Source organism: Phenylobacterium sp. (assembly GCF_041913825.1).
Lineage (GTDB): Bacteria > Pseudomonadota > Alphaproteobacteria > Caulobacterales > Caulobacteraceae > Phenylobacterium.
Map to the genome: position 1 here is coordinate 18,904 of NZ_JAYSEO010000034.1, position 25,044 is coordinate 43,947.

Sequence of the window (25,044 nt, forward strand, 5' to 3'; positions counted from 1 at the left end):
CCCGACGGTCATTGACCGCCGTTCTCGGCGGGCGCAGACTTCATAGATCGCCTGACTGAGACGGGCGGCACGGGCGCGCTCCGGCGGCCCTGAAAGACTAGCCGGAGCGGGCGCCCGCGGCGCTCGCCGCAGCCTGGCCAACCGGGGCTCCGCCCCGACAGACTGTGAGGAAACCGGCATGTCGACTGAACACCAGGGCGACGTTCGCCACCATAAGAACCGTCATATCGCCGAGAAGATGGAAGGGGTGATCCCCGTCCTGATGCTCATTGCCGTCGCGATCCTGGCGGTGTTCCTGATCTGGGGCCTGATGAACGGCGGCACGCCCAGCTACCTGCAGTAGCCTGGCCGCCTCCACTCACAGGGGGCGCGCGAGGACGACATCGTCGTAGTCGTTGCCGCCCACCCTGAACTTGCGCTCGCCGATCTGCACGAAGCCCTGCCGGGCATAGAAGGCCAGGGCGCGGCGATTGTCGTTCTTGGCGCCGAGCAGCAGGCGCGACGCGCCCGCTGCCTGCGCCGCCTCGATAGCCGCGGCCATGAGCCTGGGACCAAGGCCCGAGCCGTGGAAACGGTGCAGCAGGTAAATGCGCTTGAGCTCCACGTCGCCGGCCTGCAGAACCACCGGCAGGTCGGGCGGCGCGTTCATCACGTAGCCCACCGGCGCGCGGCCCTCGGTGGCCTCCGCCAGGCGGAAGTCGTAGCCGGGCCGGCCGAGCCAGCCGGCGTAGCGCGCCTCCGAATGCTCGTGGCGGCAGTGGTGCAGGATGTCCTGCGCCGGCAGGGCGCTCGCGTAGGTCTCGAGAAACGTCGCCTGGCCCACCAGGGCCAGGGCTGCGGCGTCGTCTGGCCCGCAGGCCCGGATGATCGCGTCCATGTCGGAGCCCTCCCGCCGCGCGCTTAGCACACAAGCTGCCGCAGCGTCGCTCTGGCCCCGTCGCCGCCAAGCGCGTAAGCCTCGCCGAAACGACGGGAGGGACCCATGGCGGGACGCGTGCAGGGCAAGGTGGCGTTGGTGACCGGCGGCGCGAGCGGCATCGGCCGCAGTTGCGCCGAGCGGCTGGCGCAGGAAGGCGCCACGGTGGTGGTGACCGACGTCCAGGACCTCAAGGGCGAGGAGACGGTGGCGGCGATCGGCAAGGCCGGCGGCCAGGCCCACTACCTCCGCCATGACGTCACCGACGAGCAGGCCTGGATCGAGGTCATTGCCGAGGTGCGGGACCGGCACGGCCGGCTCGACGTGCTGGTCAACAATGCCGGCATCGGCCTTGGCGGGTCGGTGCTGGAGATGACGCTGGAGACCTGGCGCAGGCAGACCGCCGTCAACCTCGACGGCGTCTTCCTGGGCGTGAAGCACGCGATTCCGCTCATGCGCCAGGGCGGCGGCGGCTCGATTGTCAACATGTCGTCGGTCGCGGGCCTGAAGGGCGCGCCGATGCTGGCCGGCTACTGCGCCACCAAGGGCGGCGTGCGGCTGTTCACCAAGGCCGTGGCGCTGGAGTGCGCGGCGGCGAAGGACGGCGTGCGGGTGAACTCGGTCCATCCCGGCATCATCGAGACCCCGATCTGGAACACGGTGATCGGCGGCGAGCACGGCGTGAACGCGCCGCCGGACCTGGACGCCATGTCCCAGCTCGCGGTCCCGCTCGGGGTGAAGGGCGCGCCGGACGACATCGCCAGTGGCGTTCTCTGGCTGGCCTCCGACGAGAGCCGCTACGTCACCGGCGCCGAGCTGGTCATCGACGGGGGCCTCTCGGTCCGCTAGGAGGCGGCATGTCCGCCACCCTGCACGTGATCTTCGGCCCCTCGGGCGCCGGCAAGACGACCTACGCCCACGCCTTCGCCCGGCGGGAGAAGGCCGTGGCCTTCATCCTCGACGAGTGGATGGCCCGGCTGTTCGCGCCCGACATGCCCGAGAAGATCGAATACGAGTGGATGGTGGAGCGCGTCGGCCGCTGCGAGGCGCAGATCTGGTCGGTGGCGGCCGGCGTGCTGGCGACCGGGACCTCGGTGATCCTGGACATCGGCTTGATGCGCCGCGCCGACCGCGCCCGGGTGCGGGAGATCGCCGAGGCCACGGAGCTGCCGCTGCAGTTCCACTACGTCACTGCGCCGCCCGAGGTCCGCCGTGCGCGCGTCGCCGAGCGGAACGTCGTGCGGGGCGAGAACTTCGCCATCGAGGTGACGCCGGAGATGTTCGAATTCGCGGAAGGCGTCTTCGAGACGCCCGAGCCCAGCGAGTTGGAAGGGGCGGTGATCAGCGAGAGCGCCTAGGGATCGATCCCATCAATTGAGACGCCGATACCGCTGCTCTTGAGTTTTGCGCCGCACAATCATAGTTTCTTTCCCCCCGGACGCCTGCGCCCGCGGCCGGACCCAGGACGGACACTCACTTAGGGCGAACCCGAGTCATCACCTCTATGGAAAAAGTCCCGATGACCGCCGAGGGCTATCAGGCCCTCGACGAAGAGCTGAAGCGTTTGAAGACGATTGAGCGACCGGCGGTCATCGCCGCGATCGCTGAAGCGCGGTCGCATGGCGACCTCTCCGAGAACGCCGAGTACCATGCCGCCAAGGAGCGCCAGGGCTGGATCGAAGGCCAGATCGCCGAGATCGAGGACAAGATGGCCCGCGCCCAGGTGATCGACGTCACCAAGCTCTCGGGCACCCAGGTGAAGTTCGGCGCCACGGTCTCCGTGGTCGACGAGGACACCGAGGAAGAGGCCCGCTACCAGATCGTCGGCGAGCACGAAGCCGACGTGAAGCGGGGCAAGGTCTCCATCACCTCTCCGATCGCGCGCGCGATGATCGGCAAGGAGACGGGCGACGTCGTGGAGGTGAACACTCCCGGCGGCGTGAAGGCCTACGAGATCCTCAAGGTGGAGTGGGTCTGACCCACTCCGCATGGGCACGGCTCCCCGGCCACCCCTGACCATCTGGGCCGTCTCCGACGGCCGAGCCGGCATCGAGGCGCAGGCGGTGGGCCTGGCGCAGGCGGTCGCGCGTCAGCGCCCCGCCGAGATCGACGTCAAGCGCATCGGCTGGCGATGGGGGATCGGCCGGCTGCCGACGGCGCTGAACCCCGCCCTCACCCCGACGCTTCGCAGCGACAGCCCTATCGCTCCGCCCTGGCCCGACATCTGGATCGCCGCCGGGCGGGCCACCCTGCCCCTGTCGCGGCGGGTTCACGGCCGCTCCGCCAAGCGGACCTTTGTCGTCCAGACCCAGGATCCTCGGGGGCCGCTGGGCGCGTTCGACCTGGTGATCCCGCCGGAGCACGACGAGATCGCCGGGCCGAACGTCTTCGCGATCCTGGGCGCGCCGAACCGGCTGACGCCGACGACGCTCGCCGCGGCCGGCGATGTCTGGGCCGCGCGGCTTGGTCCCCTGCCCCGGCCGCGCGTCGCGGTGATCGTCGGCGGGCGCTCCAAGGCCTTCGACCTGCCGGAAGCGCACGCCGCGCAACTCGCCCGCCGGATCCGCACGGCGGTGGAGACCGCCGGCGGCTCCCTGCTGCTCAGCTTCACCAGGCGAACGCCCGAGCCGGCGCGCGCGGCGATGCGGGCGAGTCTCGCGGACCTGCCCGGGCTGATCTGGGACGACCGCGGAGAGAACCCCTACTTCGGCTTCCTCGCGCTTGCGGACGCGATCCTGGTGACCGAGGATTCCACCAACCTCGCGACGGACGCCGCCGCCACCGGCAAGCCGGTGCACGTGCTGCCCATGGCGGGCCGCGGCAATCCGAAGTTCCGCCGGTTCCACGCCGCGCTAGCCGCGCGGGGCGTCTCACGGCCTTTCGACGGGACGCTGGAAACCTGGGCCTACGCGCCGCTCGCGGAGACCGACCGGGCGGCGGCGGAGCTGTTGCGCCGTTTTGACGCGCGCGAATAGCAGCGCTCGCCCGAAAGGCGAGGCTTGCCCAATGGGTTAACGCCCTTCAACCTTGGCAAGAAAATCGCAACACCCTTCGCCTAGGGTGTCGCTCCAATTTTGCATTCGAGTCGGGGGCCCCTCACCGTGGCGACGTACTTCTGGGATGAAATGACCCAGGCGCAGGCCAGCGCCTTCACCACCAACGATCGCATCGTGTTCACCTCCGGCTCCGCCTCGGAAGTCGCGGTGGTCTTCACGCCCTTCAGCATCAACGGCCCGGCCAGCGTGACGCTGGTGGCGCCCAGCAAGTCGCTGACGTTCGACGACCTCGTGCTGCGCGGCTCGGGCGGCGCCGTCACCGACGTCATCTTCCCGGACGGCTCGGTCCTGTACGCGGGCACGATCAACGACGACACCTTCGCGGCCACGGCCAACCGCAACGGCATCTACGGCGGCGAGGGCGCCGACACCCTGACCGGCGGCTCCGACGCGGACCTGCTGCAGGGCAACCAGGGCGCCGACCGCCTGAGCGGCAGCGACGGCAACGACGTCATCTACGGCGGCCAGGACGACGACGTGATCTTCGCCGGCGCCGGCGACAACTTCGCTCAGGGCAACCGCGGCAACGACACGATCACCGGCGGCGCGGCCTACGACCTGCTGCTCGGCGGCCAGGGCGACGACAGCATCATGGCCGGCGACGGCAACGACTACGTCCTCGGCAACCTCGGCGACGACACCCTGGGTGGCGAGGCCGGCAACGACACCCTGGGCGGCGAAGACGGCGCTGACCGTCTGGAAGGCGCCGCCGGCAACGACTCGCTGAACGGCGGCAACGGCAACAACACCCTGGTGGGCGGCGCCGGCAGCGACATCTTCATCACCGGCACCGGCGACGACGTGATCACCGACGCCGACGGGGCCTCGGCGGTCAACTCGGGCGACGGCGCGGACAACATCAGCCTGGCGGGCGGTGCGGACACCGTCGACGCAGGGGCCGGCAACGACAGCGTCGCGGCCAGCGACGGCGCGAACTCGGTGTTCGGCGGCGCGGGCGACGACTCGATCACCGCCGGCACGGGCGCCGACAGCCTGATGGGCGGCGACGGGGCCGACACGCTGCAGGGCGGCGCCGGCAACGATGTGCTCGACGGCGCGTCTGGCAACGACTCCATCGACACCGGCAGCGGCGAGGACATCGTCAACGCGGGTTCGGGCGACGACACCATCACCGGCGCCAACACCGTCGTCACCCTGGACGGCGGGACCGGCGTGAGCCGGATCACCCTGACGGGCGCCAGCGGCGGCTCGATCTCCACCGGCGACGGGAACGACACGATCACGACCGGCTCGCTGTCCACCACCATCACCGCGGGCGCGGGCGATAACAGCATCACCGGCGGCGGCGGCAACGACGTCGTCACCACGGGCGCCGGAGCCGACACGGTCATCCTCGGCCACGGCAACAACACCCTGACCGACGGCGGCGGGGCCAACACCGTCACCTCCGGCACCGGCAACGACGTGATCAACACCGGTTCGGGCGCCGACAGCATCAACGTCGGCGACGGCAGCAACACCGTGTTCGGCGGCGACGGCAACGACTCGATCACCGGCGGCGCGGGCAACGACAGCCTCAACGGCAGCGCGGGCAACGACCGCCTGGTCGGCGGCGGCCACGACGCCTCCTCGTCCAGCGGCGACATCCTGGTCGGCGGCGCGGGCGCGGACACCATCACCTTCACCGGCCGCGCCATCGTGCAGGGCGGCGACGACAACGACACCATCACCGGCCAGAACGTGACCTCGGCGGTGGAAGGCAACAACGGCTCCGACAGCATCACCATGGGCTCGGGCGCCGACTCGATCTTCGGCGGCGCGGGCGACGACACCATCGTGGCCGGCGAAGGGGCGAACTCCGTGGAAGGCGGCGAAGGCGCCAACGTGATCACCTCCGGCAGCGGCGCCGACACGATCACGGCCGGCGCGGGCTCTGACGACATCGACGCGGACGACGGCGCCAACTGGATCGACGCCGGCAGCGGCAACAACACGATCGAGTCCGGAACCGGGGCCGACACCATCTTCGGCGGCGGCGGCGACGACAGCATCACCTCCGGCGACGGCGGCGACGCGATCTCCGGCGGCGGCGGGGCCAACCACATCAACGCCGAAGGCGGCGATGACACCGTGACCGGCGGCTCGGGCAACGAGACCATCACCGGCGGCGGCGGCGTCGACGTCCTGGCCGGCGGCGGCGGCACGGACACCTTCACCTTCGCGGCCGGCGACTCCGACGTGGACGGCACGCCCGTCATCGGCGAGCTCGACCAGATCACCGACTGGGGCAATACCGACCTCATCGAGTTCGGCGGAGCGGCGGGCACGAGCGCGAACTACGCCGAGCTCGGCACGACCTACAGCGATTATGCCGCCGCGCTTACCGCGGCCAACACGGCGCTGGACGGCACCGTGGTCTACGTGGCCGCCCAGGTCGGCTCCGACGTGGTGGTGTTCTACGACGCCGCCGGCGACGGGGTGGACGACGCGGTCCGGCTGGTGGGCCGGGCGCTGACCGACATCGCCCTGGGCAACATCGCCTGACGCGAAGCCTCACGGCTGACGACCTTCGGGGCCGCTCTTCGGAGCGGCCCCTTTGCTTTTGGGCGCGAGGCGAGGTTTCTTGCGCGGCCATGACTCGTCCAAGCGTCCACCGCCCCGCTGACGCCCCAATCGCGGGCGATCCGCAGGCATGAGCGGCCCCCGGATCCTGTTCGTGGTGGACGCCGGCCAGAAGGTCGGCGGCGGCCACGTGATGCGCTGCCTGACCCTGTCGCGCGCCCTGGCCGCCCAGGGCGCGAGCTGCGCCTTCATGGGCCCGCCGGCGGTCAGCGCGGTGCTGGAGGCCTTTGCGCCGGACGCCCGCCAGCTCGCCGCCGCCTCCACCGAGCCCCGGGACCTCGCCGCCGCGATCGGAGCCGAGGCCTTCGACGCCATCGTCTTCGATCACTACGGCCTGACTGAGCGTGACCACCGCGCCATGGGGCAAGGCCGGCCCGTGCTGGTGGTGGACGACCTGGCCAACCGGCCGCTGGGCGCGGACCTGATCCTGGATTCCGGACCCGAGCGCCGCGCGCAGGACTACGACGGCCTGATCCCGGAGCACGCCCGCCTGTTGCTGGGACCCAACTACGCCCCGGTCCGGCCGGAGTTCGCCGCCCTTCGCCAGACCGCCCTCGCCTGGCGCGGCGAGCCGGTGCAGCGCTTCCTGGTGTCCATGGGCCTGACCGATGTGGACGGGATCACCGCGCGCGTCGTCGAACGGCTGCGCCTGCGGGTGGGCGAGGCGGGCATCGACGTGGTGGTGGGCTCGGCCGCGCCCAGCCTGCCGGGCCTGGCCAAGATCGCGCGGCGCGACACGCGGCTCGCGCTCCACGTGGACACGCCGCACATGGCGCGCCTCACGGCCGAGGCGGACGTGGGCGTCGGAGCCGCCGGCTCGGCCACCTGGGAGCGCTGCACGCTCGGCCTGCCCTCGGTGATCCTGGTGCTGGCCGAGAACCAGAAGGCGGCGGCCGCGGCCATGGCGGCGCGAGGCGCGGCCCTGGTGGTCGACGCCGGAGCGGACGACTTCGACGCCCAGTTCGACCGGGCGATCCTGCGGCTGCTGAAGGATGCCGACCTGCGCCGGCGGCTGGCCGAGGCCAGCGCGGAGATCTGCGACGGTCAGGGCGCCAGCCGCACCGCAGAGGCCTTCCTGAAGCTGATTGCCGCCCGCGGACCCTGAGCGCCCAAAGCGCCGCAGCCCCGCCTGCCGGGTCGCACGGGCCGGGAATCCCCACTACATAGGGGACATGTCCGAACCCCGCTCCGTCCGCTGCCTGATCGTCGGCTCCGGCCCCGCCGGCTACACCGCGGCCATCTACGCCGCCCGCGCGCTCCTGAAGCCCGTGCTGATCCAGGGCATCCAGCCCGGCGGCCAGCTCACCATCACCACCGACGTGGAGAACTATCCGGGCTTCAAGGACGTCATCCAAGGCCCCTGGCTGATGGAGCAGATGCAGGCCCAGGCCGAGCACGTGGGGACGGAGATCGTCAACGACATCGTCGTGAAGGCCGACCTCTCCAAGCGCCCGTTTCGGCTGGAGACCGACAGCGGCCAGGTCTGGCTTGCCGAGACCCTGATCATCGCCACCGGCGCCCAGGCCAAGTGGCTCGGCATCGAGAGCGAGCAGAAATTCCAGGGCTTCGGGGTCTCCGCCTGCGCCACCTGCGACGGCTTCTTCTACCGCGGCAAGAACGTGGTGGTGGTCGGCGGCGGCAACACCGCCGTGGAGGAGGCCCTGTTCCTCACCAACTTCGCGGCCAAGGTGACCCTGGTCCACCGGCGCGACGAACTCCGGGCCGAACGCATCCTGCAGGAGCGGCTGTTCGCCCACGAAAAGATCGAGGTGGTGTGGGACAACGCCATCGACGAGGTGGTCGGCGAGGCCGATCCCATGGGCGTCACCGGCGTGCGTCTGAAGAACGTCAAGACCGGCGAGACCCGCACCCTCCCGTGCGACGGCGTGTTCATCGCGATCGGCCACGCGCCGGCCTCGCAGCTCTTCCAGGGGCAGCTCGAGATGGACGCCAGCGGCTATCTGAAGGTGAAGCCCGGCACGGCCTCCACGGCCATCGCGGGCGTCTACGCCGCCGGCGACGTCACCGACGACGTGTACCGCCAGGCGGTCACGGCCGCGGGGATGGGCTGCATGGCGGCCCTGGAGGCGGTCCGCTTCCTCGCCGAGGAGGACCACGCGCGGGCCCACAAGCCGATCAGCCACGCCGAGGCGGAGAAGATCGGCGTCTGGTGAGGCGCTTTCGCCGTCCGCGCCAAATTTTCGCCTGATCCACAGGTCAGCACGCAACCCGCTCGTCATTGGCGAGGTTGGTTTCGCGTAGTGCGTGCTGATGATGCGAGACAGTGAACGATACCTTGCGCAGGCGGAGGCCGTCGCCCGCCTCGCGGCCCGGGCGGCCAGCCCGGCCGAGCGCGAGGTCTACCTGAGCATCGCCGAAGGCTGGCGAAAGCTGGCGACGGAGGCGTTCCGCAACGAGCGTCAGGACACGGGCCGCCCCGAGGAGCCGCGCAGCTTCCAGGCCGAGGACTAGGAGCCCCGTTCCTGTTGCTCGGCGAGCAGCTCGCCCAGCCTGTCCAGGCGGCGCTCCCACAGCGAGCGCTGCGAGGCGATCCAGTCGTCCAGCACCGCAAATCCCGCAGGATCGATCCGGCAGGTGCGCGTGCGCCCCACCTTTTCGGTCAGCACCAGCCTGCTGGCCTCCAGCACCTTCAGGTGCTGGCCGACCGCCGTGACGGTGACGCCGAGGGGCGCTGCCAGTTGCGACGCAGGCAGAGGGCCGTGAGCGAGCCGCTCGACGATCGCGCGGCGCGTGGGCTCGCCGAGGGCATGGAAGACGCGTGCCGCAGCGGCGGTCATGCGGGCACGAAGATGCCGCCGAGCCGATCCAGCAGCGTTTCCCAGCCGGTGCGGCGCATCTGCGGTCCGTCTGCGCCTTCGTAGAAGACGGCCTGGTGCGTAAACACCAGCCGCGTGCCCGCGCCGTCCGGCAACAGCTCGAATGTCGCGACGGCCGTGGAGATCGGCCGCCCCCCGAGGCTCATGGTGGCGGCGATCACCACCCGGCGGTTGGAGACGATCACCTCGTGCCGGCCCTCGCTTTCCACCACCTCGCCCGCCATGGGCCCGTCGGTGAGGCGATAGCGCACCCGCTCGATACCACCGACACAAAGGTCGGACTCGAAGGCGAGCAGCTCGTGCGCCCCTTCCGCGTACCAGACCCGCTTGAGGTCGGGATCGGAGAAGGCGGCAAACACCTGAACCGGGGCCGCCGGGTAGCGCCGCTCGAGGACGAAGGTGTCGTGAACTGTGCCCTCATCCGACGCTCCATTCTGAAGTCCGCGCTTCAGTTTATCCATTGCGACGATGAAGTCCAGACTTCAGTTTTGAGGGCGCGGATCAGGATAGGCTGGGGCGATGATCCGCCACGCCCGTCCGGAAGACCACGCCGCCATCGCCGCGGTGGTCGAGGCCGCGTTCGGCCAGGCCGACGAGGCCCGGCTGGTGGAGCGGCTGCGCGCGGACGGCGACGTGCTGTTCGAGCTGGTGTCCGTGGAGGATCAGGACCTCGTCGGGCACATCCTGTTCAGCCGCCTCTGGGCCGACCGCTACGAACTCTTCGCAGCCCTTGCGCCGGTGGCGGTGCGGCCGGATCGGCAGAACGGCGGCCTGGGCTCCGCCCTGATCCGCGCCGGCCTCGAGAGCGCCAGGGACTTCGGAGCGCACGGGGTGCTGGTGCTCGGTCACCCGGCCTACTACCCGCGGTTCGGCTTCTCCGCCGAAGCCGCGGCGGGCGTGAGCGCACCCTACGCCGGCTCCCCCGCCTTCATGGCGCTCGCGCTGGAGACTGGCGCCTTCGACGGTCCGCTGACCGTGGCCTACCCGGACGCCTTCGCCGGCTGATCAGTCGGTGGCGCGCGCGGCCGGCTCGCTGGCGGGCCTCGCGGCCTGGGCTACGTCGGCCGCCCTCGGCGCCTCCAGGTCGCGCTCCACCGCGGCGAGACGCTCGTTGATCTGCCGGACCTCGTCGGCCGTGGGCTGGCGGCGCGCGGCGTAGAGCGTGCCCTTCACCCGCGTACGCTCGCCGCCCGCCGCCGTGGCGTCGGCGACGGTGTAGGTCCTGACCTCGCCGGCCACGTCCAGCTTCACCGTCCTAGACGGCGGCACGCCCTGCGTTTCCGGCGAGAGCAGGCCCTGGGTCCGAGCGTCGAAGCCGTTCAGGACCGCCGGCGTCAGGTCGGCCTCGTGACCGGCGTAGCGGCCGGTGAAGGCCGGCGGCTCACCCCAGGGGCCCGTCCAGCGATAGAAGATGTGCGCGCCCACCTGGGTCATCTTCACCAGGGTCGGCGCCCAGTACGGGGCCACATAGCTCGCGTGGTAGTGCGTGGCAGAGCCCACGTGCTTGGCCACGTGACCGTTCAGCGCCCGTTCGGCCACGCGCCGGGCGCGGCTCCACAGGGCCGGCTCGGGCGCCCACCGCAGGGACCCGTCGCAGGTGAAGGTGAACTGGCAGCCGGTGGCGCGGGCGGCGCCCTGATAGACCACAGCGCAGATCGACTTCGGGTAGGCCGGATGGCGCACCCGGTTCAGCACGACCTGGGCGACCGCCTCCTGGCCGAGGCCGGGCTCGCGCGCGGCCTCGTAGTAGACGGCCTGCGTCAGGCACTCGAGCGCTCGCTCCCGGTCCTTGCCCGCCGCCGTGAGCACGAAGGGCTTCATCGGGCGGATCGGCAGGTCGGCGAAGGGGCGGAGTTCGTTGATCTCCTGCGCGGTCTGGCCGGTCTGCGGCAGGCCGAGGTCCGGCGCCTGGTCGATGTCGAGGCTTTCCCAGCCCTCCGGCCGGTTCCAGGTATCCGCCTGGCGCAGGAAGGGGTCGTGGCGCACGGCGATGGCGCGTGCCGACGGATCCATGCTGCTGGCGAGCAGCTTCAGGGCCTCGGGCGACATGCCCGCGGCCGCCCAGCGCCGCTGCTCGTGGCTCAACGCCTGGTCCGGTTGCGGCGCGCAGGCGGCGAGCCCGAGAACCGCAGCGGCCGCCGCCGGGAGGGCGCGGCTGAGGATCTGGAAGGCGCGGGTCAGGGGATCAGCTCTCGGTTCGTGGCGACGGGGTTGTCGCATCAACGCAGGGAGATGGGTCCTTAATTCGGCGAAAGGTCGGCCATCCGGGCGGCCCGGGTACTTAGGGGCCCGCCCTCCGCCACGCCAGCTTGGCCGCGAAGAATCTGACCTCCGTTCGGCGAAAGCGCCTTGCGCCGGGATTCGGCGGCGCTATATTTCATGCAGTTTTGCTCGGATTGAGCATAACTAACGCCGAGGGCTCCCCGCCCGAGGCGTGTTTTTGGGCCCTAGATATGCTCACATCGAGCATAAGGGAGGACGAGATGGCCGCGGACGGGTTCACCTTCGACTTCACCCCCGAGATCGAAGCCCAGACGCTCCCCGCCTGGGAGAAGGTCAAAGGCCACGTCACCCCCATGGAATGGCGCCTCCACGCGCCGCTGATCGCCGAGATCAACCGGCTGAAGCGGGAGAAGGACGCCGTCATCCTGGCTCACAACTACATGACGCCGGAGATCTTCCACGGCGTCGGCGACTTCGTGGGCGACAGCCTGGCGCTAGCCAAGGAAGCGGCGCGTTCGGAGGCCAAGGTCATCGTCCAGGCCGGCGTGCACTTCATGGCCGAGACCTCGAAGGTGCTCAGCCCCGAGAAAAAGGTGCTGATCCCGGATCCGCTGGCCGGCTGCTCGCTGGCGAGCTCGATCACCGGCGCGGACGTGCGCCTCATCAAGCAACGCTATCCCGGTCTGCCGGTGATCACCTACGTGAACACCACCGCCGACGTGAAGGCCGAGACCGACATCTGCTGCACCAGCGCCAACGCGGTGCAGGTGGTCGAGGAGGCCGCGCGCCAGTGGGGCGTCGACCAGGTGATCCTGATCCCGGACGAGTTCCTGGCCCGCAACGTGGCGCGCCAGACGAAGGTCGGCATCATCGCCTGGAAGGGCCACTGCGAGGTCCACGTGCGGTTCAACCGCCAGGACATCCTGGACCTGCGCGAAGCCTATCCCGACGCCGAGGTCCTGGCCCACCCAGAGTGCCCGGCCGAGATCCTCGAGGTCTCCGACTTCGCCGGCTCCACCGCGGCGATGAACGACTATGTGCTGACGAAGAAGCCGAAGCGCGTGGTGCTGATCACCGAGTGCTCCATGGCCGACAACGTCGCCGCCGACGCGGTGAGCACCGAGTTCGTGCGCCCCTGCAACCTGTGCCCGCACATGAAGCGGATCAGCCTGCAGAACATCTACGAGGCCCTGCTGCACGACCGCTACGAGGTCACCGTGGACCCGGCGGTCGCCGAGCGGGCCCGCCTCGCCGTCCAGCGGATGGTGGACCTGCCGCCCCCGGCCGTCCCCGCCCGCTACGACCTCGTTAAGGCTCGCCACCACGTCGACGTGGAGCTGATCTGATGAAGCGCATCCGCCACGACGGCGTGGTCGTGGTCGGCGCAGGCCTGGCGGGCCTGACCGCCGCCCTCGCCGCCGAGCCCGCCAAGGTCCTGCTGCTGAGCGGCGCGCCGCTGAATCAGGGCTGCTCGTCGGCCTGGGCGCAGGGCGGCATGGCCGCGGCGCTCGCTGCGGACGACACGCCCGAGCTGCACGCGGCCGACACGGTGGCGGCCGGCGCCGGCCTGGTCGACCCGGACCTGGCCCGGCTGCTGGCCGAGGAAGGTCCCGCCGCCGTGCGGGCGCTGGCGGCGCTGGGCGCGCCCTTCGACCGCGCCGGCGACGGCGACTTCGCCCAGAGCCTCGAGGCGGCCCATTCGCGGGCGCGCGTCGCCCGCGTGAAGGGCGACCAGGCCGGCCGCGCGATCATGGAGGCTGTGACCGTCGCCGTCCTCGCCGCCCGGCACGTGGAGGTCCGCACCGGGGCCCTGCTCCGCGGCCTGCTGCAGGACGCCGACGGCCGTGTGCGCGGCGTCGTGGTCGAGCAGGACGGCGCCCTCGCGGAGATCACCGCCCGCGCAACCGTCCTGGCCACGGGCGGGATCGGCGGCCTCTACGCGGTCACCACGACGCCAGCCGAGCTCACCGGCGACGGCCTGGGCCTGGCGGCCCTGGCCGGGGCGGCGATCGCCGATCCGGAGTTCGTCCAGTTCCACCCGACCGCAATCGAAATCGGCCGCGATCCGGCGCCGCTCGCCACCGAGGCCCTGCGGGGCGAGGGCGCGGTGCTGATCAACGCCGCCGGCGAGCGGTTCATGGCGCACTACCATCCGGACGCCGAGCTCGCGCCGCGCGACGTGGTGGCCCGCGCCATTCACGCCGAGCGCGAGGCGGGCCGCGGCGCCTTCCTGGACGCCCGCGAGGCGGTGGGGTCGCACTTCCCCGAAGAATTTCCAGCCGTCTTCGCCGCCTGCATGGGCGGCGGGGTCGACCCGCGAAAGGAGCCGATCCCGGTCGCGCCGGCCTGCCACTACCACATGGGCGGCATCGTCACCGACGCGGAGGGCCGCACCTCGCTGCCCGGCCTGTTCGCCGCCGGCGAATGCGCGTCCACCGGCGTCCACGGGGCGAACCGGCTAGCCTCCAACTCCCTGCTGGAGGCGGCGGTATTCGGCGCCCGGGCGGGCCGGGCGGCCGGCAAGGCGGCCGACACGGCGACCGCCCCCCTGCCCGCTGTGGCCCCGCCGCGCCTGCCCCATATGGCGCTGCAGTCGCTCCGCAAGGCTATGAGCCGGGACGCGGGCGTGGTCCGCGACGCCGCCGGCCTCGCCCGCCTGCTCGCGACGATCGCGGCGCTGGAGAACGAGCACGGCCAGGCCGCAGCCCTGGTCGCCGCCCGGCTGGTCGCCACCTGCGCGCTCGCCCGCGCCGAGAGCCGCGGCGGCCACTGGCGGGCCGACGCCACCCAGCAGGCGGAGCCCCGCCGCACCTTCCTCACCCTCGCCGACCTGGAGCCGGCCCTGAAGTACGCCGCCGAATGATCGAGCCGCTGCCCGACCTGCTCATCGCCCCGGTGGTCCGCGGCGCATTGGCGGAAGACCTAGGCCGCGCCGGCGACGTCACCGCCCAGGCCTGCATCCCGGCCGAGGCGCGGCTGAGCGCGGTGTTCGCGACCCGCAAGCCGGGGGTTGCGGCCGGCCTGGCCTGCGCCCGGCTCGCCGTCGCCGAGCTGGACCCCGGCGCCACCTTCGAGGCCCTCGCGGCGGACGGCGACGCCGTGGCTGCGGGCGCCGAGCTCGCGCGCGTGGAGGCCAACGCGCGCGCCCTGCTCTCGGCGGAGCGGACCGGACTCAACCTGCTCGGCCGGCTCTCGGGCATCGCCACCCTGACGAGGGCCTATGTGGACGCCGTGGCCGGGACGAAGGCGCGCATCGTCGACACCCGCAAGACCACGCCCGGGCTTCGGGCGCTGGAGAAGTACGCGGTGCGCTGCGGCGGCGGCGTCAACCACCGCTTCGGCCTGGATGACGCGATCCTGATCAAGGACAACCACGTCGCCGCCTGCGGCTCGGTGGGCGAGGCCGTGCGTCGCGCGAAGGCCTTCGCGGGCCACCTCATGAAGGTCGAGGTGGAGGTCGACACCCTGGCACAGCTCGACGAGGCCCTGCCGCACGCGCCCGACGTGGTGATGCTGGACAACTTCAGCCTGGACGACCTGCGCGAGGCGGTGCGGCGGGTGGACGGCCGGGTGGTGCTCGAAGCTTCGGGCGGCGTGAACCTGCAGACGGTCCGCGCCATCGCCGAGACCGGGGTGGACGTGATCAGCGTCGGCGCCCTGACCCACTCGGTGAGCGTGCTGGATATCGGCCTCGACGCCGCCTGAGTTCGGAACCCTCCCCTGCCCGCCGGGTTCACTCCACCAACCGAAGGAGACGAACCCATGGCTTCGAAAGCTCCCCCGATCCCGCCGGAACAGCGCTCGCACCCCGGCGACAAGCCCGACGTGGCCGGCGACACCCAGGGCCGCCGTGACGAGGTCACCGACCTGCAGTCCAGCCAGCCCGGTGATGACGACGTGAACCTCTCCGAGCAGGGGCGGCACGGCAACGTCAACCAGAACACCCACCACCAGGGCTACCAGCAGGACCGCTGACCCATGCCGGACAAGCACCCCAACACCGAACGGTGGGGCGGTCCCGGCGCGAGCCACGAGGACCGCAGCAAACCTCATCCCGAGAAGGGCGACCCGCGCGCCCCCGGGGAGGCGACCAACACCGCCTACAGCCACCAGTCTGGCGGCGGCGGCGAACGCGACCGCCGCCACGCCCACGACGCCGGCGCCAAGCGTGACCACCAGGAGAACAGTGACCAGCGGGCGAAGCCCTGAGGCGCGCCTGCCGGGCGTAGGAGCCTTGCGAGACTAACCGCGCCCGACGACGGCCAGGGTCCCTGACCCTGGCCGTTCCTGTGCGAAAGTTCACGTGCCGCGCCGCCGCGTCGGCCTTAGACCGGCGGCATGAAGCTCAGCCTCGCCACCGCCCTCGCCGCGCTCGCCTTCGCAGCGCCGGCGGCCGCCCAGCCGGCGGCCCCGGCCTATCCCCGGATCATCCCCGCGCCCGGCGGCGCGGCGGTGATCCCCACGCCCGGCTCCCAGCGCGCCTACGACCAATACCACTACGCCCCGGCGCGGCGTGCCGGCGACTTCCTCTATGTGTCGGGCGTGATCGCCGGGCCGGCCGCCGACGAGGCCCGTGACGCCGAGGCGTTCAAGGTCCAGGCCCGCCGCGCCTTCGCCCACCTCAAGCGCGCCTTGGAGGCCGGGGGCGCGAGCTTCGCCGACGTGGTGATGATCAACAGCTTCCACGTCTGGGACGGACCTGGCTTCAAGGGCACGCGGGAAGAGCAATTCGCCGCGCTGAGCGCCGTGAAGGACGAATTCATGGCCGCGCCGCATCCGGCCTGGACGGCGGTGGGCACCACGGGGCTGCTCAATCCGGCCGGCGTGGTCGAGATCCAGATGATCGCCTACGTCCCGCAGACCCGCCGCTAGGCCGACTGCAGCCGCGCGGCCGCCTGCTCGGCGGCGGCCATCCGACCCTTGGCGAGCGGGCCCATCCGCTCCAGCACCCGGTCGAGCACCGCCTCGGGCGCCGTATCGGGCCGGCCGCTGTCGAACGGCGGAGCCGGCGCGTACTCGATGCCGAGCTGAATGCTCTCGGCCACCTCGCGCCCGGCCACCTCGGCGGCGACCGTGAGCGCCAGGTCGATCCCCGCCGTCACCCCGCCGCCGGTGATCACGTTCCCGCAGCGGACGACGCGCGCCTCGTCGACGACCGCGCCGAACGGCTTCAGGAGTTCGCGCCAGGCCCAGTGGGTGGCCGCGCGGCGGCCGGCGAGCAGCCCCGCCGCCGCGAGGAGCAGCGAACCGGTGCAGACCGAGGTCACGTAGGTCGCCCGACCGGCCAGACGCCGGATCTCTGCGACGAAGGCCTCGTCCAGCATGGCGTCGGTCGTCCCGAGCCCGCCGGGCACACAGATCAGGTCGCAGTCCTGCACGGACCGCAGGTCCTCGAGCCTAGTGAACACCAGCCCCTCGGCCTCGATGTCCGCTCCGCCCATGGAAGCCACGTGCACCTTGGCGCGCGGCAGGCGGCTCAGCACCTGGTGAGGCCCGGTGAAGTCGAGGTGGGTGACCCCCGGATACAGCGGGAAGACGACGTGGAACGCGCTCATCTGGCTCTCCTTGTTGTTTCCGCTAAATCCTGCCAAGCTTCTCGCAAGGCTGAAACGACATTGATCCCTATGTTCCTGCCATGACCCGCCGCATCGCCGTGGTGATATACCCGGGGTTCCAGTTGCTCGATGCGGCCGGCCCCATCGGCGCGTTCGAGATCGCCGAGCGCTACTGCCCGGGCGCTTACGAGCTGTGGGTCGTCTCCGCGAGCGGCGGCGACGTGGAGAGCTCGTCGGGGGTGAGCCTGGCGGCCGACCCGCTCGACGATCGCGACTACGACACGGTGATGGTGGCGGGCGGCGACGGCACCCGCTCCCTGCGGTCGCTGAGCGACATCGTGACTTGGCTTCGCCGGCGGTCGGACGAGGTGCGCCGCATGACCAGCGTCTGTTCCGGCGCCTATCTCCTGGCCGAGGCGGGCCTCCTGGAGGGCCGCCGGGCGACCACGCACTGGAGCCGCTCCGACGACTTCGCCCGCCGCTACCCGAAGGTGCGGCTCGACCCGGACCGGATTTTCGTTCGCGACGGCGAGGTGTGGACCTCGGGGGGCATCACCGCCGGCATCGACCTGGCCCTGGCCCTGATCGAGGACGACCTGGGCGCCGCGGTCGCCAAGCGTACGGCGCAGCAGCTCGTGGTCCACCAGCGCCGGCCCGGCGGCCAATCGCAGTTCTCGGCCCTGCTGGACAGCGGCGGTGTGAGCGGCCGTTTCGCCGAACTGCTGGACTGGGTCCGCGGCCATCTGTGCGAGCCGCTGCCGGTGGAACGCCTGGCCGAGCAGGCGGCGATGAGCCCGCGAAACTTCGCCCGCGCCTTCCGGGCGGAGACCGGCATGACCCCGGCCAAGGCGGTCGAGCGGCTGCGCCTGGAGGCGGCGCGGATGCGCGTCGAGGGCGGCCGCGAGCCGATCGAGCGGGTGGCGGAGGCGGCCGGCTTCAGCGACCCCGAGCGGATGCGGCGCGCTTTCCTGCGCGCTTACGGCCAGCCGCCGCAGGCGCTGCGTCGGGCGGCCCGGGCTTGAACGCCTCGCTGAGCTCGGCCCGCAGGATGCGCAGCGCCTCGTTCTGGCGCCGGATCATCTGCAGCAGCTCGCGCTGCCGGATCCGGTCGAGCTTGTCGTGCAGGTGCATGATCTCGAGCTCGGCTCGCAGGTTCACCACATAGTCGTGCTCGGCCGCCTCGCGGTCCCGGGCGGCGGCGCGGTTCTGGCTCATCATGATGATCGGCGCCTGCACCGCGGCGAGCGTCGACAGCACCAAATTGAGGAAGATGAAGGGGTAGGGATCGAAGGCCAGCCCGCCACCCTTGCCGAGCACGTTCCAGCCCATCCACAGCGCGAGGGCCAGCGCGAAACCGAGGATGAAGCCCCAGGAGCCGCCGATCGCCGCCACCCGGTCGGCCAGCCGCTCGCCGGGCGTGCGGTCGTCGATGATCAGCCGCCGGTCGACACCCGTGGGCGCCTCCGTGGCGATCAGGTCGATCACGCTGCGCTGGATGTCGGTGAGCTCCTCGTACGAGCAGTTGAGGAGTTCCTGGGCGAGTTGCTGCCGCTGCTGGTTGGCCATCCCGTTCTCCCCTGCCCGCTGCGGCGAGGCGGCGGCCGCCTCCCGGTCTGGAGGGAACCCATTCGCCCCAGAACTGTTTAGCAGAGTCGAGCGCTGCGTCGGGGGAACGACTTTGCGAACCTATCTGTGTTCGGTGGCGCCTGCGGGGTTGAACCACCGGGCGAGGTCCGGATAGTGCGCTCGGTGAGTTCAGACATCCCTCAAGACGAGCGGCGCTTCCAGCTCCTGATCGACTCGGTCAGCGACTACGCCATCTACATGCTCGACCCGGAAGGGCGCGTGGTGAGCTGGAATCCGGCCGCCGAGCGGATCAAGGGCTACACGCGCGCGCAAATCGAGGGACAGCACTTCCGCTGCTTCTTCACCCCCGAGGATCGCCGCGCCCGCCTGCCCGAGCGCATCCTCGCCCAGGCGCGCGAGGTGGGCCGGGTGGAGAGCGAAGCCTGGCGTGTCCGGCGCGACGGCACGCGCTTCTGGGCGCTGGCCACGGTGCACGCGATCCGAGGCGAGGACGGCGAGCTGATCGGCTACGCCAAGATCACCCGGGACATGACCGAACGCCATGCGGCGCAGCAGGCCCTGCTGGAGAGCGAACGCCGGTTCCGCTACCTCGTCGAGGCGGTCGTCGACTACGCGATCTACATGCTCGACGTGAACGGCGTCGTGACCAACTGGAACCCGGGCGCGGCGCGGATCAAGGGCTACACCGCCAGTGAGATCGTCGGGCGTCACTTCTCCACCTTCTACACCCGCGAGGACCGCGCCGCCGGCATGCCGGCCCGCGCGCTGGAGACGGCGCTCCGCGAGGGTCGGTTCGAGGCAGAAGGCTGGCGCGTGCGGAAGGACGGCACCCGCTTCTGGGCGTCGGTCGTCGTGGACCCGATCCGCGACGACGAGGGCCGGCACCTGGGCTTCGCGAAGATCACCCGGGACATCTCCGACCGGAAGGCCGCCGAGGAGGCGCTGGCGCAGAGCGAGCGGGAGTTCCGCCTGCTGGTGGCCGGCGTGGTCGACTACGCCCTCTACATGATCGATCCCAACGGCATCATCACGAACTGGAATGCCGGCGCCGAGCACATCAAGGGCTACCGGCGCGAGGAGATCGTCGGCCAGCACTTCTCCCACTTCTACACCGAGCCCGACCGCGCGGCGGGGGTGCCGACCCGCGCGTTGGAAACGGCGCGGTCCCAGGGCCGATACGAGGCCGAGGGTTGGCGGGTGCGCAAGGATGGCACCCTGTTCTGGGCGAGCGTCGTCATCGACGCCATCAAGGACGAGACGGGCGAGCTGATGGGCTTCGCCAAGATCACCCGCGACATCACCGAACGGCGCAACGCCCAGCTCGAGCTGCAGCGCGCCCACGAGCGCCTGGGCCAGGCCCAGAAGATGGAGGCCATGGGCCAGCTCACCGGCGGGGTGGCCCACGACTTCAACAACCTGCTGATGGTGGTGAGCGGCCAGGCGCAGTTGCTGCGCCGACGGCTCGGGGACGATCCTCGGGCGGTGCGGGCCGTCGACGCCATCGAGGCGGCGGCGCGGCGAGGCCAGGACCTCACCCGCCACCTGCTGACCTTCGCACGGCGGCAGCGGCTGCAACCGATCCCGCTCTCGCTCGCCGAGCGGGCGTCCGGTTTGCGCGAGCTGCTCTCCACCAGCCTCGGGTCGGCGGTCGCCCTGAAGCTCGACCTGCCGGGCGACCTCTGGCCGGTGGAAGCCGACCCCAGCGAGCTCGAGCTGGCGCTGCTGAACCTGGCGGTGAACGCTCGCGACGCCATGCCGTCGGGCGGCGTGCTCACGGTCACCGCCGAGAACCGCACCGTGAAGGCCGGCGAGATCGACACCGAGCTCGCCGGCGACTTCGTGGCGCTCACCGTCCGCGACAACGGCGTGGGCATCCCCACCGACATCCTGCCCCGCGTGTTCGAGCCGTTCTTCACCACCAAGGAGGTGAACAAGGGCACCGGCCTCGGGCTCAGCCAGGTCTACGGCTTCATCCAGCAGTCCGGCGGCCGGGTCAGCGTCGACAGCAAGCTGGGCGTCGGGACGACGATCACCCTGTTCCTGCCGCGCACCCGGGGCACGCCCGGCAGCGGCCTCGCCGACGAACCGGCCAGCGCCCCGGAAGGCGCGAACATCCTGGTGGTCGAGGACAATCCCGAGGTCGCCGAGGTGGTCGCCGGCCTGCTCGAGCAGCTCGGCAACCGCACGCGGGTGGTCAACAGCGCGGACGCCGCGCTCCGGGTGCTGGCCGCCGGCGAGAGGCCGGACCTGGTGTTCAGCGACATCGTCATGGCCGGCGAGATGGACGGCCTGGCGCTGGCCCGCCAACTGCGCTCGGAGCAGCCCGACCTGCCGATCCTGCTGGCGACCGGCTACAGCCAGGCCGCCGAGGCCATGGGGGACGAGTTCCCCATCCTCACCAAGCCCTACCAGCTTCCGGAGCTGAGCCGCGCGGTGGCGGCGGTGCTGGCGCGCCGGCCGCTGCCCGCCGCGCTCTAGCCTCCGTTCAGGACGCGGCCCGGGCGGAGGCGTCCGCCGCCGTCGCTCCGGTGTCCGCCGCCCGGCTCACCTCGGCCGGCGCGGGTGCGGCGGCCTTGTCGGCCACCGCGGGCGCCTCGACGGCGGGCGCGACCGCGTTCACCGCGGCGTCTGCCGCCTTCTCCGCCACGGCCGTGGCCAGGCGCAGCTCGGCGCCCGCCGGGCTCGTGTGGGCCGCCAGCATCACGTGGTCCGACAGGCTCGGGGCAGGCGCCGCCGGCTTCATGCCGCGGGGATTGAACCGATAGAAGACGTGCATGCCCACCTGGGCCACGCGGCGCATCTGCGGCCCCCAGGCCGGCGAGACCGCTGTGGTGTGGAAGTGAGTGGCGGAGCCCACGTCGCCCAGCACGCGGCCGGACAGCGCGCGGGCGGCGACCTTGCGGGCCCGCTCCCACGCACTGCGCTCCTTGCGGCTGCGCATGGAGCCGTCGCAGGCGAAGCTGAACTGGCAGCCCGTGCGGCGGTTCGAGCCCTGGAAGACGACGCCGCAGACGGTCTTGGGGAAGGCTGGGTGCTTGACGCGGTTGAGCACCACCTGGGCCACGGCGGCCTGGCCGCGCGGGGTCTCACCGCGGGCTTCGAAGTAGACGGCCTGGGTCAGGCAGTCGAGCTCGCGGCTGGCGTCCTGGCCCGAGCGCGGCTGAGCGCCCAGGGCGGTAAGGTTGGCGCGCAGCGCCAGGCTGTCGGCCTGCTTGGCCTCCAGGCCCTGCGCGAGTTGCGCGGCGCGACGGTCGCCGCCGCCCAGCGCGAAGGGATCATGGTTACGGGCGACGGCCAGCACGCCGGGGTCCATGCCGGCGGCGTTGCGCTGCAGCACGGTTTCGGAGAGGTCGCCGGAGGCGGCCTGGGCGATGCGTTCGGCCCGCGCGTGGTCGGCGGCGGCCTCGGCCATCCCGCCGGCCATGTAGCCGGCGCCCAGCGCCAGGCCCACGCCCGAACCGATCAAAGCGGCGCTCAACAGCACGCGCCATTCGGCGCCTGCCTGCGTTCCAATACTCAAGGATTTCGTGTCCTGCACGGCGAGGGCGACATCGCCCCCCGACAATTGTCGCCGCGGTCGCCCCTGCTCATGCTGGCAGCGATCCGCCGGCAGGCCTGCCCGGGTCACGTCTGGGGCAGGCGACGGCAAATGGTGAAGGGTTTATGAATGCAAGTCGGCCGCTTGGCAAGCCGATTTTGCAATGCAGCATGAGATTTAGGGCGGAGCTTGGTTAAATCCCGTTTTGATCCACTCGATCAACTTCGCCGCAAGACCCGCGCCAACTTGCTCCACCCAGGAACCTTAGCCGCGCAACCTACGTTTGCTGGCCGACATCCTGGGAACCGGAGAACCCCATGCGCAAGACGCTCAGCCTGCTCGCCGCCGCCGGCCTTCTGACCACCCTCACCGCCTGCGGCCACAACACCGAACAGAAGGCCGCGACCGGGGCCGTCGCCGGCGCCGTGGTCGGCGGTCCGGTCGGCGCTGCGGTGGGCGGCGCGGCCGGCACGGCGGTCGGCAAGGCCACCGACGGCAAGAACTGACCCCACCGATCACCCGCGCCCGGCCCGATCCTCGCGCCGGGCGCGCGGCCACGTCTGAGCCCGCCGCCTTCCCTGCCCTGGCCGGCGTGCTAGCCTCCGCCGAAACGATGGACGGGAGGTGGCGATGCTCAGGATGGTGACGGCGGCGCTGGCCGCCCTGGCGCTCGCGACGGCCGCGCAGGCCGCGCCGCAGGATCGATACGCCCAGAACGGGACGGTGAAGATCCACTACGCCGTGGACGGCAAGGGCCCGCTGGTCATCCTCCTGCACGGCTTCCCCGACTACTGGGGCACCTGGAAGCCCCTGATGGCCGAGCTGAACAAGGCCGGCTACCGCACCGCCGCGCTGGACCTGCGGGGCTACAACCTCTCCGACAAGCCGGCGGGCGTCGAAGCCTACGCCATGCCGAACCTGATCGGCGACGTCGCCGCCGTGGTCGCCGCCGAGGGGCAGAAGGACGCCGTGGTGGTCGGCCACGACTGGGGCGCGGCGATCGCCTGGCAGGTGGCCATGAACCGACCGGACCTCGTGCGGCGGCTGGTCATCCTCAGCGTTCCGCACCCCGCCGGCTTCGCCCGCGAGATGGCCACCAACGCCGAGCAGCAGAAGAACAGCCAGTACGCCCGCAACTTCCAGCAGCCCGGCTTCGAGAAGAACCTCACGGCCGAGGGGCTCGCGGGCTGGCAGAAGGACCCCGCCGAGCGCGGGCCCTACCTCGAGGCGCTGAAGCGCTCCGACTTCGCGGCCATGCTTAACTATTACCGGGCCAACTACCCGCGCGGCGCGGGCGCGCAGACCGCCGCGCCGGCCGCCATGGCCACGGCCCTTAAGGTGAGGGCCCCCACCCTGGTCATCCACGGCATGAAGGACACCGCCCTCAACGCCGCCGGCCACTCCGGAACCTGGGACCACGTGGAGGCGGACACCACGCTGGCCATGTTCCCCCAGGCCGGCCACTTCGTGCAGTGGGAGGCTCGGGAGCAGGTCAACCGCACCGTCGTCGACTGGCTGAAGGCGCGGCCCTAGCCGCGCCCTCCTGACGTCCTTAGCTCCGGCCCGGCGCGGAGCTATGTCCTCTTTTTGGTCTTGCCGACCTGCCGCGAACCGATGCCGGGTTCGAGGCGGATTTCCCGGATGAGACCGTCGAGGAAGCGGGAGAGGTCGTCCGGTACGGCGGAGGCAATGTCATGGCGGCGATACGCCAGACGCTGTTGAACCTCCACGATGAGGCCCGCGATCCGGAATACGCGGATGTCTACCGGTGGCGGCTCGATGCGTGGAAGGACGGCCGGCGCTCCGATGGCGCCCGTTCAGGACAGGCGGCGTCGGCGATCCGGCCGACGACCCCTGCAGGTGATCTGATCAGGGGGCGTAGCTGGAGCGGATCTTCACGCCCCAGTGGCCGTCCTCGAGGGTGACCACATAGACGCTGTCGAAGCCGCCGATCACCGAGCCATCCTTGCGGTATCGGGTGAAGCGGGTGTCGAAGTGGACCTTGTCCGGGCCGGCGTGGATCACCTCGCGCCGCTCCCAGGCCGAGTGGTCCCATTCGGCGAGCGCGCCCTCACCGAACATGCCCGGCCTGTGGTCCCCCGGCTGGAGGATCACCAGCCTGCCCGAGGCGAGCCGCACCGAGGGGAAGTTGAACGTCCGGTCCCACGCCTCCACGTCGCGGGCGTTGAAGGCGGCCATGAAGTCGTCGAGGACCTTCTCGGCGGCGGCGATGGCTTCGGCGGACATGCTTCCTCCTGCGGATTGCTGACGGCATGTTGGCAGCAGGCCGGCTGGAATAACACCGGCCGGAATCCTATCTTCCGCGGATGCCCACTGCCACCGCCGGCGGCGTCGCCGACATGACCGCGACGTTCGACTACGACGAAAACACCATGCCGCTCCTGTGGAAGCCCCACAGGCCCGCGCGCCCGGAGAAGTCCGAGGGCGGGCGGAAGTTCAAGCTCGTCTCCGACTACCAGCCGGCCGGCGACCAGCCCACCGCCATCAAGGAGCTCGTGGCGGGCGTCAACGCGAGCGAGCACGACCAGGTGCTGCTGGGCGTCACGGGCTCGGGCAAGACCTTCACCATGGCGAAGGTGATCGAGGAGACCCAGCGGCCGGCGCTGATCCTCGCGCCGAACAAGACGCTCGCGGCCCAGCTCTATGCGGAGTTCAAGAACTTCTTCCCCGAGAACGCGGTGGAGTTCTTCGTCTCCTACTACGACTACTACCAGCCCGAGGCCTACGT

At 71.3% G+C, this 25,044-nt stretch carries 29 protein-coding genes; 21 read left to right on the forward strand and 8 right to left on the reverse strand.

What is annotated here, in order from left to right; translation table 11 throughout:
• Positions 1-178 precede the first annotated feature (178 nt).
• Entirely contained in the window at positions 179-343 is a 165-nt protein-coding gene (locus ACE3Q8_RS21070) for a hypothetical protein (RefSeq protein WP_374472603.1), read from the forward strand.
• Between the two features lie 15 nt (positions 344-358).
• Here the strand turns inward: ACE3Q8_RS21070 and ACE3Q8_RS21075 are convergent, their stop codons facing one another.
• Positions 359-877 carry an N-acetyltransferase family protein gene (locus tag ACE3Q8_RS21075; protein WP_374472604.1) on the reverse strand — a complete coding sequence of 173 codons (519 nt, stop codon included), beginning with the start codon at positions 875-877 and terminating at the stop codon, positions 359-361.
• Between the two features lie 105 nt (positions 878-982).
• Here ACE3Q8_RS21075 and ACE3Q8_RS21080 point away from each other — a divergent pair, with 105 nt between their 5' ends.
• From ACE3Q8_RS21080 to ACE3Q8_RS21115, 8 genes are all read left to right on the forward strand, one after another.
• The gene (locus ACE3Q8_RS21080) at positions 983-1,765 is read left to right on the forward strand and encodes an SDR family NAD(P)-dependent oxidoreductase (RefSeq protein ID WP_374472605.1); all 783 of its coding nucleotides are present in this window, start codon (positions 983-985) and stop codon (positions 1,763-1,765) included.
• Positions 1,766-1,773: 8 nt separating this feature from the next.
• A complete protein-coding gene (locus ACE3Q8_RS21085; protein ID WP_374472607.1) occupies positions 1,774-2,274 on the forward strand; it encodes an AAA family ATPase in 501 nt (166 codons plus the stop codon).
• Between the two features lie 146 nt (positions 2,275-2,420).
• Positions 2,421-2,894: a transcription elongation factor GreA gene (gene greA / locus ACE3Q8_RS21090; RefSeq protein ID WP_374472609.1), complete on the forward strand. Its 474-nt coding sequence runs from the start codon at positions 2,421-2,423 to the stop codon at positions 2,892-2,894.
• Between the two features lie 10 nt (positions 2,895-2,904).
• Positions 2,905-3,891 carry a mitochondrial fission ELM1 family protein gene (locus ACE3Q8_RS21095; protein ID WP_374472610.1) on the forward strand — a complete coding sequence of 329 codons (987 nt, stop codon included), beginning with the start codon at positions 2,905-2,907 and terminating at the stop codon, positions 3,889-3,891.
• A gap of 126 nt (positions 3,892-4,017) precedes the next feature.
• Positions 4,018-6,477: a beta strand repeat-containing protein gene (locus ACE3Q8_RS21100; RefSeq protein ID WP_374472612.1), complete on the forward strand. Its 2,460-nt coding sequence runs from the start codon at positions 4,018-4,020 to the stop codon at positions 6,475-6,477.
• A gap of 148 nt (positions 6,478-6,625) precedes the next feature.
• Positions 6,626-7,660: a UDP-2,4-diacetamido-2,4,6-trideoxy-beta-L-altropyranose hydrolase gene (gene pseG, locus ACE3Q8_RS21105; protein ID WP_374472614.1), complete on the forward strand. Its 1,035-nt coding sequence runs from the start codon at positions 6,626-6,628 to the stop codon at positions 7,658-7,660.
• Between the two features lie 67 nt (positions 7,661-7,727).
• Entirely contained in the window at positions 7,728-8,729 is a 1,002-nt protein-coding gene (trxB, locus tag ACE3Q8_RS21110) for a thioredoxin-disulfide reductase (protein ID WP_374472616.1), read from the forward strand.
• 97 nt (positions 8,730-8,826) lie between these two features.
• Positions 8,827-9,027, forward strand: a complete 201-nt coding sequence (locus tag ACE3Q8_RS21115; protein ID WP_374472617.1) for a hypothetical protein — start codon at positions 8,827-8,829, stop codon at positions 9,025-9,027.
• Here the strand turns inward: ACE3Q8_RS21115 and ACE3Q8_RS21120 are convergent.
• Positions 9,024-9,353 carry an ArsR/SmtB family transcription factor gene (locus tag ACE3Q8_RS21120; protein ID WP_374472618.1) on the reverse strand — a complete coding sequence of 110 codons (330 nt, stop codon included), beginning with the start codon at positions 9,351-9,353 and terminating at the stop codon, positions 9,024-9,026. The two genes, ACE3Q8_RS21115 and ACE3Q8_RS21120, sit on opposite strands and share 4 nt — an antisense overlap.
• A complete protein-coding gene (locus tag ACE3Q8_RS21125; protein ID WP_374472619.1) occupies positions 9,350-9,853 on the reverse strand; it encodes an SRPBCC domain-containing protein in 504 nt (167 codons plus the stop codon). The genes ACE3Q8_RS21120 and ACE3Q8_RS21125 overlap by 4 nt, the downstream gene beginning before the upstream one ends.
• Positions 9,854-9,911: 58 nt before the next feature.
• Between ACE3Q8_RS21125 and ACE3Q8_RS21130 the strand changes: the two genes are divergently transcribed.
• Positions 9,912-10,397: a GNAT family N-acetyltransferase gene (locus ACE3Q8_RS21130; protein WP_374472621.1), complete on the forward strand. Its 486-nt coding sequence runs from the start codon at positions 9,912-9,914 to the stop codon at positions 10,395-10,397.
• Here ACE3Q8_RS21130 and ACE3Q8_RS21135 read toward each other — a convergent pair whose 3' ends face one another.
• Positions 10,398-11,477 carry a cell wall hydrolase gene (locus ACE3Q8_RS21135; protein ID WP_374472622.1) on the reverse strand — a complete coding sequence of 360 codons (1,080 nt, stop codon included), beginning with the start codon at positions 11,475-11,477 and terminating at the stop codon, positions 10,398-10,400.
• 368 nt (positions 11,478-11,845) lie between these two features.
• Here ACE3Q8_RS21135 and nadA point away from each other — a divergent pair, with 368 nt between their 5' ends.
• The 6 genes from nadA to ACE3Q8_RS21165 all read left to right on the forward strand — a co-directional run bounded on the left by nadA (position 11,846) and on the right by ACE3Q8_RS21165 (position 16,487).
• Positions 11,846-12,961, forward strand: coding sequence for a quinolinate synthase NadA (gene nadA / locus ACE3Q8_RS21140; RefSeq protein WP_374472624.1), 1,116 nt, complete (start codon positions 11,846-11,848; stop codon positions 12,959-12,961).
• Positions 12,961-14,478, forward strand: coding sequence for an L-aspartate oxidase (locus tag ACE3Q8_RS21145; RefSeq protein WP_374472626.1), 1,518 nt, complete (start codon positions 12,961-12,963; stop codon positions 14,476-14,478). The genes nadA and ACE3Q8_RS21145 overlap by 1 nt, the downstream gene beginning before the upstream one ends.
• Positions 14,475-15,320, forward strand: coding sequence for a carboxylating nicotinate-nucleotide diphosphorylase (gene nadC, locus ACE3Q8_RS21150; protein WP_374472627.1), 846 nt, complete (start codon positions 14,475-14,477; stop codon positions 15,318-15,320). The genes ACE3Q8_RS21145 and nadC overlap by 4 nt, the downstream gene beginning before the upstream one ends.
• Before the next feature lie 57 nt (positions 15,321-15,377).
• Entirely contained in the window at positions 15,378-15,590 is a 213-nt protein-coding gene (locus ACE3Q8_RS21155; protein WP_374472628.1) for a hypothetical protein, read from the forward strand.
• Positions 15,591-15,593: 3 nt separating this feature from the next.
• Entirely contained in the window at positions 15,594-15,824 is a 231-nt protein-coding gene (locus ACE3Q8_RS21160) for a hypothetical protein (RefSeq protein WP_374472629.1), read from the forward strand.
• Positions 15,825-15,953: 129 nt separating this feature from the next.
• The gene (locus ACE3Q8_RS21165) at positions 15,954-16,487 is read left to right on the forward strand and encodes a Rid family hydrolase (RefSeq protein ID WP_374472631.1); all 534 of its coding nucleotides are present in this window, start codon (positions 15,954-15,956) and stop codon (positions 16,485-16,487) included.
• On the opposite strand, the gene ACE3Q8_RS21170 is transcribed toward ACE3Q8_RS21165, so the two are convergent.
• Complete coding sequence (locus ACE3Q8_RS21170) at positions 16,484-17,170, reverse strand: DJ-1/PfpI family protein (RefSeq protein WP_374472633.1); 687 nt, start codon at positions 17,168-17,170, stop codon at positions 16,484-16,486. The genes ACE3Q8_RS21165 and ACE3Q8_RS21170 overlap by 4 nt on opposite strands.
• An 80-nt stretch (positions 17,171-17,250) precedes the next feature.
• Between ACE3Q8_RS21170 and ACE3Q8_RS21175 the strand changes: the two genes are divergently transcribed.
• A complete protein-coding gene (locus tag ACE3Q8_RS21175; RefSeq protein WP_374472634.1) occupies positions 17,251-18,192 on the forward strand; it encodes a GlxA family transcriptional regulator in 942 nt (313 codons plus the stop codon).
• Here ACE3Q8_RS21175 and ACE3Q8_RS21180 read toward each other — a convergent pair.
• Positions 18,107-18,736 carry a DUF1003 domain-containing protein gene (locus tag ACE3Q8_RS21180; protein ID WP_374472636.1) on the reverse strand — a complete coding sequence of 210 codons (630 nt, stop codon included), beginning with the start codon at positions 18,734-18,736 and terminating at the stop codon, positions 18,107-18,109. The genes ACE3Q8_RS21175 and ACE3Q8_RS21180 overlap by 86 nt on opposite strands.
• A gap of 183 nt (positions 18,737-18,919) precedes the next feature.
• Between ACE3Q8_RS21180 and ACE3Q8_RS21185 the strand changes: the two genes are divergently transcribed.
• A complete protein-coding gene (locus ACE3Q8_RS21185) occupies positions 18,920-21,235 on the forward strand; it encodes a PAS domain S-box protein (protein WP_374472638.1) in 2,316 nt (771 codons plus the stop codon).
• 7 nt (positions 21,236-21,242) lie between these two features.
• On the opposite strand, the gene ACE3Q8_RS21190 is transcribed toward ACE3Q8_RS21185, so the two are convergent.
• Positions 21,243-22,241, reverse strand: a complete 999-nt coding sequence (locus ACE3Q8_RS21190; RefSeq protein WP_374472647.1) for a cell wall hydrolase — start codon at positions 22,239-22,241, stop codon at positions 21,243-21,245.
• Positions 22,242-22,612: 371 nt separating this feature from the next.
• On the opposite strand from ACE3Q8_RS21190, the gene ACE3Q8_RS21195 reads away from it, so the two are divergent.
• On the forward strand, positions 22,613-22,801 hold the full coding sequence (locus tag ACE3Q8_RS21195) for a hypothetical protein (RefSeq protein ID WP_374472640.1): 189 nt from the start codon (positions 22,613-22,615) through the stop codon (positions 22,799-22,801).
• Between the two features lie 124 nt (positions 22,802-22,925).
• Positions 22,926-23,828 (forward strand): alpha/beta fold hydrolase, encoded by a 903-nt coding sequence (locus tag ACE3Q8_RS21200; RefSeq protein ID WP_374472642.1) that lies wholly within the window; start codon positions 22,926-22,928, stop codon positions 23,826-23,828.
• A 336-nt stretch (positions 23,829-24,164) separates the two neighbouring features.
• Here ACE3Q8_RS21200 and ACE3Q8_RS21205 read toward each other — a convergent pair whose 3' ends face one another.
• The gene (locus ACE3Q8_RS21205) at positions 24,165-24,542 is read right to left on the reverse strand and encodes a hypothetical protein (RefSeq protein WP_374472644.1); all 378 of its coding nucleotides are present in this window, start codon (positions 24,540-24,542) and stop codon (positions 24,165-24,167) included.
• 80 nt (positions 24,543-24,622) lie between these two features.
• On the opposite strand from ACE3Q8_RS21205, the gene ACE3Q8_RS21210 reads away from it, so the two are divergent.
• A partial coding sequence (locus ACE3Q8_RS21210) for a DEAD/DEAH box helicase family protein (RefSeq protein ID WP_374472646.1) occupies positions 24,623-25,044 on the forward strand: 422 nt, incomplete at its 3' end.